This is a genomic window from Nostoc sp. EspVER01 (assembly GCF_034530635.1).
Taxonomy (GTDB): Bacteria; Cyanobacteriota; Cyanobacteriia; order Cyanobacteriales; family Nostocaceae; genus Nostoc.
On sequence record NZ_JAVRCS010000016.1, the window covers coordinates 126,818 to 140,924 of the forward strand.

General features: G+C 43.3%; 13 protein-coding genes. 5 read left to right on the forward strand and 8 right to left on the reverse strand.

Annotated features, from left to right (window positions below):
- Window positions 1–57: 57 nt before the first annotated feature.
- Window positions 58–732, forward strand: coding sequence for a Uma2 family endonuclease (locus tag RMX69_RS16105; RefSeq protein ID WP_322638032.1), 675 nt, complete (start codon window positions 58–60; stop codon window positions 730–732).
- A 104-nt stretch (window positions 733–836) separates the two neighbouring features.
- Here the strand turns inward: RMX69_RS16105 and RMX69_RS16110 are convergent, their stop codons facing one another.
- The 5 genes from RMX69_RS16110 to RMX69_RS16120 all read right to left on the reverse strand — a co-directional run bounded on the left by RMX69_RS16110 (window position 837) and on the right by RMX69_RS16120 (window position 6,570).
- Window positions 837–1,217, reverse strand: coding sequence for an endonuclease domain-containing protein (locus RMX69_RS16110; RefSeq protein WP_322638022.1), 381 nt, complete (start codon window positions 1,215–1,217; stop codon window positions 837–839).
- A gap of 543 nt (window positions 1,218–1,760) precedes the next feature.
- A complete protein-coding gene (locus tag RMX69_RS29455; RefSeq protein WP_409878849.1) occupies window positions 1,761–2,354 on the reverse strand; it encodes a tetratricopeptide repeat protein in 594 nt (197 codons plus the stop codon).
- A gap of 109 nt (window positions 2,355–2,463) precedes the next feature.
- The gene (locus tag RMX69_RS29460) at window positions 2,464–2,751 is read right to left on the reverse strand and encodes a tetratricopeptide repeat protein (protein WP_409878852.1); all 288 of its coding nucleotides are present in this window, start codon (window positions 2,749–2,751) and stop codon (window positions 2,464–2,466) included.
- A 24-nt stretch (window positions 2,752–2,775) separates the two neighbouring features.
- A complete protein-coding gene (locus RMX69_RS16115) occupies window positions 2,776–6,243 on the reverse strand; it encodes a tetratricopeptide repeat protein (protein ID WP_416211622.1) in 3,468 nt (1,155 codons plus the stop codon).
- Window positions 6,244–6,570, reverse strand: coding sequence for a hypothetical protein (locus RMX69_RS16120; protein WP_289796466.1), 327 nt, complete (start codon window positions 6,568–6,570; stop codon window positions 6,244–6,246).
- Between the two features lie 206 nt (window positions 6,571–6,776).
- Between RMX69_RS16120 and RMX69_RS16125 the strand changes: the two genes are divergently transcribed.
- Window positions 6,777–7,361, forward strand: coding sequence for an Npun_F5749 family FMN-dependent PPOX-type flavoprotein (locus tag RMX69_RS16125; protein WP_322638023.1), 585 nt, complete (start codon window positions 6,777–6,779; stop codon window positions 7,359–7,361).
- Window positions 7,362–7,453: 92 nt separating this feature from the next.
- Here RMX69_RS16125 and cysE read toward each other — a convergent pair whose 3' ends face one another.
- The 3 genes from cysE to RMX69_RS16140 form a co-directional block, all read right to left on the reverse strand.
- Window positions 7,454–8,218 carry a serine O-acetyltransferase gene (cysE, locus tag RMX69_RS16130; RefSeq protein WP_289796468.1) on the reverse strand — a complete coding sequence of 255 codons (765 nt, stop codon included), beginning with the start codon at window positions 8,216–8,218 and terminating at the stop codon, window positions 7,454–7,456.
- A gap of 242 nt (window positions 8,219–8,460) precedes the next feature.
- Window positions 8,461–8,952, reverse strand: a complete 492-nt coding sequence (locus tag RMX69_RS16135) for a hypothetical protein (RefSeq protein ID WP_289796469.1) — start codon at window positions 8,950–8,952, stop codon at window positions 8,461–8,463.
- Window positions 8,953–9,255: 303 nt separating this feature from the next.
- On the reverse strand, window positions 9,256–10,917 hold the full coding sequence (locus RMX69_RS16140) for a DUF3352 domain-containing protein (RefSeq protein WP_322638024.1): 1,662 nt from the start codon (window positions 10,915–10,917) through the stop codon (window positions 9,256–9,258).
- Between the two features lie 158 nt (window positions 10,918–11,075).
- On the opposite strand from RMX69_RS16140, the gene RMX69_RS16145 reads away from it, so the two are divergent.
- The 3 genes from RMX69_RS16145 to RMX69_RS16155 all read left to right on the forward strand — a co-directional run bounded on the left by RMX69_RS16145 (window position 11,076) and on the right by RMX69_RS16155 (window position 13,807).
- On the forward strand, window positions 11,076–11,408 hold the full coding sequence (locus RMX69_RS16145) for a rhodanese-like domain-containing protein (RefSeq protein WP_289796471.1): 333 nt from the start codon (window positions 11,076–11,078) through the stop codon (window positions 11,406–11,408).
- Window positions 11,409–11,874: 466 nt separating this feature from the next.
- Window positions 11,875–13,026, forward strand: a complete 1,152-nt coding sequence (locus RMX69_RS16150) for an HrcA family transcriptional regulator (RefSeq protein WP_289796472.1) — start codon at window positions 11,875–11,877, stop codon at window positions 13,024–13,026.
- Between the two features lie 106 nt (window positions 13,027–13,132).
- The gene (locus tag RMX69_RS16155) at window positions 13,133–13,807 is read left to right on the forward strand and encodes a DUF2834 domain-containing protein (protein WP_289796473.1); all 675 of its coding nucleotides are present in this window, start codon (window positions 13,133–13,135) and stop codon (window positions 13,805–13,807) included.
- Window positions 13,808–14,107 lie beyond the last annotated feature (300 nt).

The window sequence follows — 14,107 nt, forward strand, 5'->3', positions numbered from 1 at the left end:
ATCAAAATTCATTAATAAAATAAAGATGTACTAATAACTGAGAAACGTAAATTCATCATTGTAAATTACGATCCATTAGCTCGTTTGCCCTCTTCAAAAGAGCTACCTGACTCTGACGATACCCCAGTAGATAATCAATTACAAAAATCAATTCCTGATTTACTCAGAAGCGTATTAGCAATGGCTTGGGCAGATAGCATGGATTGGTTTTTTGGTATTCGTATGGGGATTTATTACGACCCAAATTTACCAGCGATAGTCCCAGATGCGTTTTTGAGTCTGGGTGTAAAGCGATTTTATGATGAAAACCTCCGCTCTATTTATGTGCTTTGGGAAGAAAAGAAACTACCGATATTAGTACTTGAGGTGGTATCTCAGATAGATCGCGGTGAGTACTCAACTAAGAAAGTAGAGTATGCAAAATTGGGGTTTTTGTATTATGTAATTTACAACCCATTTCGTTGCGAGAAGCCACGTTTAGAAGTTTACAAATTAGTTAATAATACTTATGAATTACTTAATGGCGATCGCGTTTGGTTGCCAGAGATAGGTTTAGCCATTGGCATGGAAAGGGGAACTTATCTAGGTATTCCCCGTGAGTGGTTGTATTGGTATGATCAGCAAGGACAAAGGCTTTTAACACCACAAGAACAAGCACAACTTGCCCAACAACGCGCCCAATTATTAGCAGAACGGTTGCGATCGCTTGGCATAGATCCTGATTTAATCTAAGAGGATGTTTTAAAAGTCTTCTGGTCGGTAGCAAAACGTTTTAGATCCCCCTAAATCCCCCTTAAAAAGGGGGACTTTGAGAATTTTTCTCCTTAAAAGGGGGTTTAGGAGGGAGTAAACCCTGTATCTGCTCGCTCACACACACTATCAAATTGATTTAAAACTTGACTATTTGTAAACCTAATAATCTTTAAACCATAGCCTTCTAGAATACGTGTTCTCTCTATGTCATAATCTTGACCTTCATCTGTAAAATGGCTATCCCCATCAATTTCAATAACTACTTGTAAAGTAGGACAGTAGAAATCAACTATAAAATGATTAATTGGTCTTTGTCTTAAAACCCGAAATTGAAAATCACTCAGATATTCACACCACAGCTTTTTTTCTGCTGGGGTCATATTTTTGCGAAGTTCTTTTGCTCTTTCTACAAGCTTTGGATTGTAAGGTAAAGGGAAATTGCTACTGTTGAGGTTGTTCATCATAGTTTCTAGTGTTTATCCCTTTACACTCCTTGAAAAGGTGGGAAAAAGTTCTTAAAGTCCCCCTCTTAAAAAGGGGGACTTAGGGGGATCAAACCACATTCTACACAGCATCTAGATGTGTGTACACGGTAGCGTCCCTTGTAGGTAAGAGATTGGGGGTTAAGTTTGAAAGAAAGAAGTTGCACAGTACGTTAATCAGTATCAAAGACTCATCCACGAGTATCAAAGACTCGTCCGCGAGTATCAAAGACTCATTCACGAGTATCAAAGACTCTCGCGCGAGTATCAAAGACTCATTCACGAGTATTAAAGACTCGTCCACGAGTATCAAAGACTCGTCCACGAGTATCAAAGACTCGCTCACGAGTATCAAAGACTCATTCACGAGTATCAAAGACTCTCGCGCGAGTATCAAAGACTCGCTCACGAGTATCAAAGACTCATTACAGCAATTTTCATTTATTAAGAAAACACTCTCGCGTTCTTCTTTGCGCCTTTGCGTGAGACAAAAAATCTTTCCGTCCTGTAATTACGAATTACGAATTACGAATTACGCATTACCCTATCAAGACTTGCACTCACACTTTCAGCGTGTGGTGACTTCAATCGCTGCAAAATCTCTAAAGCTGGTTGCAAATAGGATATCGCTTTAGTGTATTCACCCTGCTGTTCTGCCAAACCTCCTAACCACCACAGAGTCATTGCTTTGGTTTGAACATCACTAAGGCGTTCTGTTATTTTCAAAGATTGATTGAAAAGTGCGATCGCCTGCTCCACATCCCCTTTGTTGGCGTAGAGAATTCCCAGTTGGTGCAACGTTACCGCTTTGCCTTGGACATTACCAATGCCTTCATTTATTTTCAAAGACTGATTGTAGAGTGCGATCGCTTCATCCACATCCCCTTTGTTGGTGTAGATACTTGCCAATTGTTTCAACGTCGCCGCTTTGCCTTGGACATTTCCAGCGCGTTCATCAATTTCAAGGACTCGATTGTAGAGTGCGATCGCTTGCTCCACTTCCCCTTTGTTGGCGTAAATACCGGCCAGTTCGTGCAACGTTGCCGCTTTGCCTTGGACATCTCCAATACGTTCAGTTATTTTCAAAGACTGATTGAAAAGTGCGATCGCTTCATCCACTTCCCCTTTGTTGGCGTAGATACTCCAGACAGTTCAACGTCGCCGCTTTACCTTGGACATCTCCAATGCGTTCTTTTATTTCCAAAGACTGATTGAAAAGTGCGATCGCTTAATCCACTTCCCCTTTGTTGGCGTAGAGAATTCCCAGTTCGTGCAACGTCGCCGCTTTGACTCGGACATCACCAATGCGTTCAGTTATTTCCAAAGACTCCTTGTAGAGTGCGATCGCTTGATCAACTTCCCCTTTGTTGGCGTAGATAGATCCCAGATTGTTCAACGTCGATGCTTTAGCTTTGACATTACCAATGCGTTCAGTTATTTCCAAAGACTGATTTAAAAGTGCGATCGCTTCATCCACATCTCCTTTGTTGGCGTAGATACCTGCCAGTTGGTGCAACGTCTTGGCTTTCCCTTGGAGATTTTACGAATTACGAATTATCCTATCAAGACTTGCACTCACACTTTCAGCGTGTGGTGACTTTAATCGTTGCAAAATCTCTAAAGCTGGTTGCAAATAGGATATCGCTTTAGTGTATTCACCCTGCTGTTCCGCCAAATGTCCTAACTTTCGCAGAGTCATTGCTTGAGTTCGGACAGCACCAATGCGTTGACTTATTTCCAAAGACTGATTGTAGAGTCTGATCGCTTCATCCACTTCCCCTTTGCTGGCGTAGATATATCCCAAATTGTGCAACGTCGCCGCTTTGCCTTGGACATCTCCAATGCGTTCTTTGATTTCCAAAGACTGATTATAGAGTCTAATCGCTTCATCTACTTCCCCTTTGTTGGCGTAGATATATCCCAGATTGTGCAACGTCGCCGCTTTGCCTTGGACATCTCCAATGCGTTCTTTGATTTCCCAAGACTGATTGTAGAGTCTAATCGCTTCATCTACTTCCCCTTTGTCGGCGTAGATATCTGCCAGATTGTGCAACGTCGCTGCTTTGGTTTTGACATCACCAATGCGTTCTGTTATTTCCAAAGAATGATTGTAGAGCGCAATCGCTTCATCCACTTCCCCTTTGTCGGCGTAGATACGTCCTAGTTCGTGCAACGTCGCCGCTTTGCCTTGGACATTACCAATACGTTCATCAATTTCAAGGACTTGATTGTAGAGTGCGACCGCTTCATCCACTTTTCCTTTGTTGGCGTAGATATCTGCCAGATTGTGCAACGTCGCTGCTTTGCCTTGGACATTACCAATACGTTCATTTATTTCCAAAGACTGATTGTAGAGTGCGATCGCTTGCTCCACTTCCCCTTTGTCGGCGTAGATATCTGCCAGAGAGTGCAACGTCGCTGCTTTGGTTTTGACATCACCAATGCGTTCTGTTATTTCCAAAGACTGATTGTAGAGTGCGATCGCTTCATCCACTTCCCCTTTGTCGGCGTAGATGATTCCCAGGTTATGAATTATTGCAGCTTTTTCTGTTTCGTCTATTTCCAAACAAAATTCAAGCGCTTGCTGATAATACTGCTGTGCTTGTTCAACTTCACCGAGTTGTTTCTGAGAGCGAGCTATTTGATGTAAAACGCGGTAGTCTTCAATCAGTTCTAAAGTAAATTTGCACAGTTGCACCACTTCCCGAAAACGGCTTTGATTTTTCCAGTTATCTGCTAAAGAACTGGCAATGTTCGCCGCAATTTCTTCATCCTTCCCCAACAACGCCAAGCGATGAATTTCTAACATTTGTGCTTCCGTAGCAATTTTCGCTTCCCACCACAGGCGATACAAAATTTGTGCAGCTTGTTTATACAACTCTTCACCCTTGGGGTTTTCTGGAAACTCTAGCAACGGTGACAAAATCCGGGGAACACGATACAACCTCTCTTGGTTGTTGGTAAGCGTAACTTCCAACAAACCCAAAATTTCAGCGCGTTGAATATGACTTTCCCAACTTGAGATATCCTCACAAATTGGGTAAATAGCAGCTTGAGGAACAGGTAACTCATACACCAACAACTTCCCCAGCATTTGACGCAAAGCTGGAGTTTGCTGCTTCAGCAATTCCTGTGCCAAAATATCCTCACGAAATTCCTTTTCCTTATCTGCCATCTTTTGCAGAATCATCTCAACTCCCCTCTCCGCTTCTGGCGACTTCGGGGAATTTTGCAAAATCTTATCTAACCATTCCAACAGCCGAGGATTTCCATCTGCTGCTTGTTTGGCACGTTCCGGCAAATCTGGCTGAAATTGCCAACTGCCATTAAACGAATCCAGACGATTATACTTTTTAATTAAATCTGCCCCAGCCAAAGCCGCCAGAGGTTCGGGGTGCAGACGATGATTCAGTTCCGGCAATGTGAATTTGTAGCGACAGGTAATAATTACCTTGTGGGGAAGTTGGGAATTTTGCATCGCTTTCAGCAACGCCAGCAGTACATCCACAACTTGTGGTTGCAAGACATAAACCCCATTTCGTAAATCCAAATTAGCCTCAAAGTCATCCAGCACAAACACGAAACGCTGTTCTTTGGTATTCAGTCCTTCAGTGAAAAACTTGGTGAGGCGCTGCATCAAGGGTAACTTGCCATTGAGAATTTCATGCCCCCGTTCCGAGGTACATTGTTCAGCAAGGGTTTTGAGCAGTTTATCTTCATCCAGTTGCCGAAAGTTCACCAGCCTGTGATAGCCAACCATCCTTTCCAGAAGTCGCGCCGTCACAGTACTCTTACCCACACCCCCCAGTCCGTGAATTAGTACCCCTAATGAAGTGCGAATAGCTTTGAGACAACGTTGCAAAGTCCGCCGTCTCCCAACAAACTCAGAGGGTTTCGCCACCCGCACCAGTTGGGTATCGGGATCTAAAAACTGTTGATAAGCAGGTTCCGGCGCTGAGGGTGGCACATCTCCCACCACATCCACCAACGCACCCGGACATTCTCCCTGGACATATAACCGTAACAAATGCCAGTCACGCACTTTCTGTTTAAACAACTGCTGGTAAGTGCTAGCGAGTGCTTGGGCTAATTGATATCCGGCTGCCAATTTGCCGTAGAGGTGCGCGGCTGCGGCTGTGGCTGTCCGATCTTCCACAGGCCGCCCCCAACTTAAAACAGCCCTAGCACCTTGGCTAATAAGTGCCTCAGCCATTGAAGGGACAGCCCCTTTATCTGGTGCTTGTCCAGTCCGACACCCAGATAAAAACACCAACTTGGGAAAGCGAAACCGGAAGACTTCCGCCAGTTCTGCGGCTGTGGTTTCGTGGCGTTGCCCGATTTCCGTCTCAGTTATAAAGTAAGGCGTGTAAGGTGCTTCATCTTTAATTGAAGCGTGTCCTGTGAGGTGAAACACATCAAAGTCATTAAAATAGCGACTCCACACCTTACCCAACTCGCTAACGCAACCGCTTTCTTCCACCCGCAAATCTACAGCAAAATCTCGCGTATCAGCCAGAATTCTCGCCTCTTCCTGTTCAAACTCTAACTTTGGTTGCACGTCTTCCGGGTCGGTTGCCATAAACAATACTCGCAATTGTCGTGCTTCCACAGAAAACACTTCGGTTTCTTTCTCAATCCAGCGCAGAGGTAACACCACTGGATTAACTCGCTTCACCAAAAAATCCTCACCATCATGCAGCACTTCCCAAGGTAGATGTGCCAATTTTTTATCAGTATCAATGGCAATTACCAACCCCTCACCGCGACAGTTAGCAATTCCCCGACTCAACCAGCGTCCATCCCCATCCAACCAAAAAAATAACTGCTTCCCGATTCCTGGTAAATTGGGCAGCAGTTTATAGTAATCTCGTTCGCCTTGCTTGAGTAAATCAGCGATTTCTGCTAAGTTCAGGCGACGTGATTCATAGTGCTTTATTTGAGGTAGCCAATACCTGAGTTCAACTGTTTCCTGCGTACTTTCCCGAAGTTGAATGCGGATAGTTTGCACTTATTTGCTGATAGATTTGAGGATTTCCGTGATTTCCTCTATAGTAGCTTCTTCGAGTAAAATCCTGTTTCCAGTATCAGGGTCAAGAATTACCACATCAAATTGCTTCCCTGGATGAGATTTATGCCATTCTTGATACCATTTGCGAATTTGTTCAGCTAAAGCCGCAACACCACCCACAATGCCGACAATAGTAGCGATCGCCGCTAAAGTTCCCTCCCTTTGCGTCGGAACTTCATAGCTTCCCGATATTCCAGGAATTTCTAACAAAGCCTCGGCTGCTGCTGGTGCGCCTTCCCCTTCAATTCCAACTTGAATTTCTGCCATAGCTCATCTGCGAATTTATACAACATACTGTATATTCTGCGTTGAATTGAGGATAATATTCACGCAAAGACACAGAGACGATTGCAAAATTATTTACTTAGTGTTGTACCAATTGTCTAAAATAAGACAACAGACCCAAACCTGGAAACCCAGATTAAATCTGACTTTCTTCATTTTTAACTTTTAATTTTTAATTTTTAATTGATATGTCTCTTGCTCCTTGGCGAGGTGCGATCGCTCATGCACTCCATCGCAACCGTAGTCTTGTTTATGCCCGTTACCTGCAACTAGCAACGCTACAAGCGAATGGTCGCCCCGCCAATCGTACCCTAGTCTTTCGCGGCTTTTTAGAAGATACAAACCAGCTAAAATTTATCACCGATAACCGTAGCGCCAAAGCCGATCAGATACAGCAACAACCTTGGGCAGAAGTTTGCTGGTACTTCCCCAATACACGAGAACAATTTCGCATCACTGGCTGTTTAACCCTGGTCAGCGGTGATGATTATGACCAGAATTTACAGCCAGTGCGGATTGCAATGTGGCAAGAATTAAGTGAGGCGGCGCGTTTACAGTTTGCTTGGCCACATCCTGGAAAACTCAGAGTTGACAACCCAGAAGCTTTTGCACCACCAGCACCCGAACCCGTGCAGCCAGTACCTAATTTTTGTTTACTGCTACTCGATCCGGTGCAGGTCGATCACTTAGAATTACGCGGCGAACCACAAAATCGATGTCTTTACCACCGTAATGAGCAGCAAGAGTGGTCTAGCCAAGCGATTAATCCTTAAATATTTGAGTAGAGACGCTATTAATTGCGTCTCTACAGGAGTTAGGAGTTGGAAACTGCAAACCTGCATTTATGATTTTTATTTCTCACTTTTTAAATGCCAGCACCATCTAGAAATTCCTGGATAGTCTTATCCTTGAGGTTGCACCAGCGAGTATCGTGGATTAGCTCATCCTCTTTCGCTGCTAAACAACCCACTAAAACAGGAGTTTTTTCTGAAGAATTGGTGCGCCCAAGTGTTTGTATTTGTTCTTCCAATGCTTCAATCCGGTCTACTAACGCACGAATTACTTGAGCTTCTGAATCTGGTAAGTTATTGTGTTCAAGAGGTGAAACTCTAACTCCAGAACGATACATAATGCGCCCAGGCACACCTACCACAGTACAGTCTGAAGGCACATCTCTGAGAACAACAGAACCAGCACCAATACGGACATTATTGCCAATTTGGATATTGCCCAGTACCTTCGCTCCAGCTCCGACTACGACATTTTCACCAACAGTAGGATGGCGCTTACCACATTCTTTACCAGTACCCCCAAGGGTGACACCTTGATAAATTAGGGCATAGTCTCCCACGATCGCAGTTTCACCAATTACTACACCCATCCCGTGGTCAATAAACACACTCTGCCCAATTGTTGCACCAGGGTGGATTTCAATTCCAGTCAAAAACCGAGCCAAGTGAGAAATCAGGCGCGGAATAAAGGGAAGACCAACATTATACAGCCAGTGAGCCAGCCTATGGAATAATAGGGCTTGCAAACCAGGGTAACAAAATAAAACTTCCAACCAGTTACGGGCAGCTGGGTCACGTTCAAATATGATACGAAAGTCAGCACGCAGTATAGATAGCACGAGATAGCACCCTCGGAAAGCACAACAAGCTACACTCCCATATTATCCTCTCAGGTGTTGTACGTAAAAATTGGGAATTGGGAATGGGGAACTTGTACTGAGTTACGACTGCGCTCAACTACCGCGCAGTCGTAAAGCCTGCGGCATAGCTTCGCTTCGGGTGCAGCCTCTCGTAGAGAAGTATAGGGAATTGGGAATTAGTTATTAATTGACTCCTAACTCCTAACTTCCCACTCCCCAATTTACTGCTGCTCTACTTTGAGAGTATAATCCCGCTTGACTCCAGGGTTAAATGTACCTACCCAAATCCGATAAGTGCCCCTTTTCCAGTCGCGATCGCTAACGCTAGCATCTTTACTTTTACCAGTATCATCGCCGCAACGAATTGTTGTTTTGTCTGGGCCTTGGATGATTAAAGTGGTGTCGTTGTTGTTGCTATCAACTTGGATTGTTAGCTGGGAAAAGTCTTTTTCCAAAACCATAATGTGATCTGGTTGGGGATCGGCAAAGCCAATACAGGCTTGTTGATCGCGATCGCGGTTACTGATAGCAGACAATGAGTAAGAACCACCTGTAAAACCCTGCACTGTTCCTTGTGCTGAATCAAAGTTTGTTGATAAATGCAAAGTGCCAAAGTTCGCTGTCTGTGCTATTGCAGGGGTAGCTGTGATGGCGGTAAGTATAGCCAATAGCCAACTGCTTTTAAACTGAAGTCGGGGGCGACGGTATTTCATAGTAGCCCTCCAACAGGCTTTTAAAGTAGTGATGATATATACATATTCTAGTGAAAAAAATCCAGTGAAATTTCAGTTGGATGTGCCACATTCAAATGTGCCACAGTTAATGTTTTGGAAAGTGGACAGCTAATTGCTAGGTTATTTCTGAATCTCGACAGCAGCATACAATCGCATCCGAGTGAGGAATTTTGGTAATCAAACTATTAGCTAGTAAATATTACATAAAATCTACGTAAATGTGATGAGGCAAGAAAGTACAGAAGGTAAAGGTAAAAAATTCTTTTACCTTTACCTTTAATCTCACGAATTATGGAGTTTGAAGAAGACACCACCTTTGAGCGATCGCGTGTCAGTTCCATAACTACTGACTGTGAGCGATCGCAGATTATTAAAAAACGGTTTCCCTAAGACTTCCACTAGTTTGAGAATCGGTACTTGACGCTCTAACAAATTCTGGCTCTTTGTCCAGTCAAGATATACATAACCTTGGTTTGGTAAGGGAATTGCCGCGATACTATCTTTGAAATTGGGATTGTCAATTAAGGAATTATCCTTGGATGTGAGGATTTCATCCATCGTTTCTAAGTCAGAGGTGAAAATTTCGTAATTTCCTAAGTTTGTATGTAATCCCAACACTTTTGTTTCAATACTGAAGGATGTTCCCTCTTTAACATCACTTTTTTTTGTAGCTGTGGTTAACTCTGTCCAAGCGGAGATTTTTTGCTTGTTTATAGTTAAGGGATTAATGCTGAGTCCATTTGATGAGGCGATCGCATCTAATCGAGCAACACCTTTTTCCACACTCTCAGATTTTTCCACCACAAAAATCCAATGAGGAGTTGTTTGCTCTTTCGCAGGTAACAATGCTATGGCATATTCTCCTTGTACCCAGCTAAAAATATCCTCTGGTAAGTTTATACCCCAGCGTTTTTGAACATCTGCCAAAGGTTTTGCTAACCGGGAAACCACATCTTCCCCAGAACCATATATAGTTGCTGTTGCTTGTTTCCAGAGTTTAGCTAAATCACTGCCAGCCAAATTACTCAAATTCGAGCCGGAAATTGCTAAACCTGCGGATGCTGGAACATATTGCAATGCTCCCACAGGTTTAGATAGTGGTGCAGATGGAGGGACAATTTCCGATGAAGTCAAAATGGTGGTTTCTGCCAGCAATCCTTTAGGATTTAACACCAAGGATATAATTTGGCTGTTATAAAGTTGTTCTGATAACTCTAAGCCTTGCCATTTTGCCACGATGGGAAGATTCAAGAAAGCTACAGCTAATCCACCTTTGAGCCGTTCTTTGGTAGCTTTTTGGTATTCGGGTGAGCTAGTTAAATTCAAATCGGGCGCTTGGACGTTGTTGATAGCATCTCGTAGTACTTTCGGATCGTTGGCAAATAAGACAAAGCCTTCACCGACAACAGCACCAGCAAGCAAGTCTTGTTCTGGTTGAGAATTGTCAGAAATCAGTTTTACACCTTTATATTGTTCAACAGCTAAGTTTGCCCCAGCTAACGCTCGTTTAGAAAACAACAATTCGACAAACTCGCGGCTTTTCTCCGGTTGCTTGGTTGCTAATGCCAACAAATACCCTGGCTGTTGTCCGTTTTCTGGATCGCGATCAATATCTAAGGTAGTGATAGCTAATGTAATTTCATCCCCTAACCAGGGTTGAATGTCTTGTTTGTAATCTATGCCACTCTTGGCGAATAAACTGGTTTTGAGTTTAGATAGTTCCTCTTCGCGCTCCAACGCCTGCAAACGGTCAGGATTCGTCAATAATGAAACCATTGCAGGGGAAAGTTTCGACACGAATATGGCTGCACCAGGCCCAGAGCTAGAAGCAATGAGGTTAGCCGGACTTTTAGCGAAAAACCAGTAAAAGCCTGCGATCGCAATTACTAGCAGTGCGATCGCCCCAGCGACAATAAAACTAATAAATGAACGTTGCCTATTCACATTAAACCTATTAAAAAAGACGGTTTACAGCCATTTAAGCAGAAAGCCTAGCAGAATTAATCAACCCCCTTGAGAATGGATACTCATGCAAAGGCAGAGATTTTCTGTCACCATAAATAGGATTAGGACTGTTTATAGGGAATTCTTTTAGTTAACCCATGAACCAAATTAGTGTAGAAGAACTGGCGCAACGTCTTTCTTCTAGTGATGCGAGTATTCAGCTAGTAGATGTGCGTGAACCAGGAGAATTGGCGATCGCTAGCATTGAGGGCTTTGTCAACCTGCCTTTAAGTCAATTTACCGAATGGGGAGATCAAGTACCTACCCTCTTCAATCCCGAAGCCGAAACCTTGGTGTTATGCCACCACGGCATCCGCTCTGCCCAAATGTGCCAGTGGTTGATTGCTCAAGGTTTTACAAATGTGCAAAATATTTCGGGTGGTATTGATGCCTATTCCCAACTAGTAGACCCTTCAATTCCCCAGTATTAACTTCTGCTCGGATACGTCATTCAGATGGAACTTACTCTTCCATCTGACATTTGCTATGCTAAAGATAGAAGTACATCAATTTAGAGGCTTGCCGAAAAGTTTAAGATTTGGGCATCAAGTACATCTGCACAAAAATGTTGGATTGCTCTAAATTACAGTTCGGTAGTAGCCCTTGCAATAAATACGTATCTAATAATACTGTTGCAAGCAGAAATTTATGCAAAAGTACGGTTAGAAAAAAGCATCGGAAGGGTACATTATAACTAGCAGCTTTTGCAAAAAAATTGAGCTACTATTTCAACCCTAATCTTAAAAAATGCTTTGTACATAAACTTTAAAAATATTTATCATAATATAGTTATATAATTTGATACCTTAATAAATTATTAATATTTTCTGTTTTCGATTAAATCCACAAATTTCTTGAGAGTTTGATTAAAATTTGCCTTCAGCAAAACATACCATAATGGAAGTTCAGTTAACAAATCGACAACAGCATATACTTTGGGCAACGGTACGTCACTACATTGCAACGGCAGAGCCTGTTGGTTCAAAGGCTTTAGTTGAGGAGTACGATCTGGGCGTAAGCTCGGCGACAATTCGCAATGTGATGGGCGTTTTAGAAAAGTCTGGATTGCTCTACCAACCACACGCTTCTGCTGGACGTGTACCTTCAGATTCAGGGTATCGCATTTATGTTGACCAGCTAATTACACCTTCTCTGCGTTCACGTAGCGTGTCGCAGACAGATGCTACGCGTAGCTTGCTTCCACAAAGTGGTACGGAAACTTTAGGGCGAGAAGTAGAGGTAGCATTGCAAAAGCAGCTACAGTGGCAAGATCGAAGTTTAGAAACCCTACTGCAAGGAGCCGCGCAGATTTTAGCAACCTTGAGTGGTTGCATTAGCTTGATCACTATGCCGCAAACGACTACAGCGCTATTGCGACATCTGCAATTAGTGCAAATTGAAGCTGGGCGGATCATGCTGATTGTGGTGACTGATGGTTATGAGACACATTCTAAATTGATGGATTTGTCGCCCACACCAGAAGAAACCCAGCGGGATTCAGAGGTAATCGATCGCGAGCTGCAGATTGTTTCTAACTTTTTGAATACCCACTTGCGGGGGCGAAGTCTCTTGGAATTAGCCAATCTCAACTGGAGCGAACTAGATCAGGAGTTCCAACGCTACGGGGAATTTTTGAAAAACTCAGTTGCCGAATTGACTCGTCGCACTCTCGCGCCGACTGCAACCCAAATTATGGTTCGGGGTGTGTCAGAAGTTTTGCGCCAGCCAGAATTTTCCCAGTTACAGCAAGTACAAACAATTATCCACCTGCTGGAAGAAGAACAAGACCAACTGTGGCGATTAATATTTGAAGAACCAGAACCAGAGGATGGTGGTAAGTCCAAGGTAACGGTTCGCATTGGCGCAGAAAATCCATTAGAACCGATACGCACCTGCACCTTGATTTCTTCTAACTATCGCCGTGGTTCGATACCCGTAGGAAGTGTGGGAGTTTTGGGGCCAACGCGCCTAGATTATGAAAGTGCGATCGCAGTAGTAGCATCTGCTGCTGATTACCTCTCAGAAGCTTTCAGTTATTTCAATCCCTAATAGAGACAACCTGCTACAGGTTTAAACGAAAGAACAATACCATAGCAGGTAGATAAACCGAATTTTATAGTGGCAAAATCAATAATTAATACTTTTTAACTCTTTCATGGTTAGAAAAATTGCCTTTGGCTTGCTGTGGCTAGGATTTGTGGTCTATGCTTTTTTCCTCGCGCCTCCCGATAAACCCGGTACATTGGAGTTAATTAAAAACCTTTCTATTGGCCAGTGGCAAGGGGTTAACCCGTTAGTCATAGCACTATTCAACCTCATGGGTATCTGGCCTCTTATTTACAGCGCAGTAGTCTTTATTGATGGTAGAGGACAAAAAATACCTGCTTGGCTGTTTGTTACTGCCTCTTTCGGAGTTGGTGCTTTTGCATTGTTGCCGTACTTAGCTCTTAGAGAACCAAATAATCAGTTTCTCGGTCAAAAGAATATATTGCTCAAGTTGCTAGATTCTCGTGTGACTGGTTTTGTGTTGACGGTAGGCACAGTTATTCTAGTTGCCTACGGTTTAAGAGAAGGAGATTGGCGCAGTTTTGTGCAAGAGTGGCAAACTAACCGCTTCATCCATGTGATGAGTATAGATTTTTGTTTACTCTCCCTATTATTTCCCACATTGCTGGGGGATGATATGGCGCGTCGCGGTTGGAAAAATCCCCAGTTTTTCTGGTTAATAGCGTTGACACCACTATTCGGCCCATTGGTTTATTTATCTGTGCGTCCATCTTTACCGGAAGTGGGTATAGAGTCCATATCCAAGCAGCCAGCAACTAATTGAAGAATAAAGTACATTTTTCACAATCCAAAATCGTTCGACTGAGCGTAGCGTTCCGCAGGAAAGTCTAAAATCCAAAGTGATATCACCCAAAGTCCCCGCTTTTTCATAGGTTTGGGGATTTTCTGCGGGTGGGTAAATCCCAAGAGAAAGTTTTTTCTCAAAGTACTTTACAAAACGAAATAAATTCTTTAAGATGTGTAACAGGTAGTCAAACCTACCTAATTCATCCGCAAATAATCGCATTTATAAAACAATGACAACAACCTTACAACAGCGCTCAAGCGCTAACGTATGGGATCG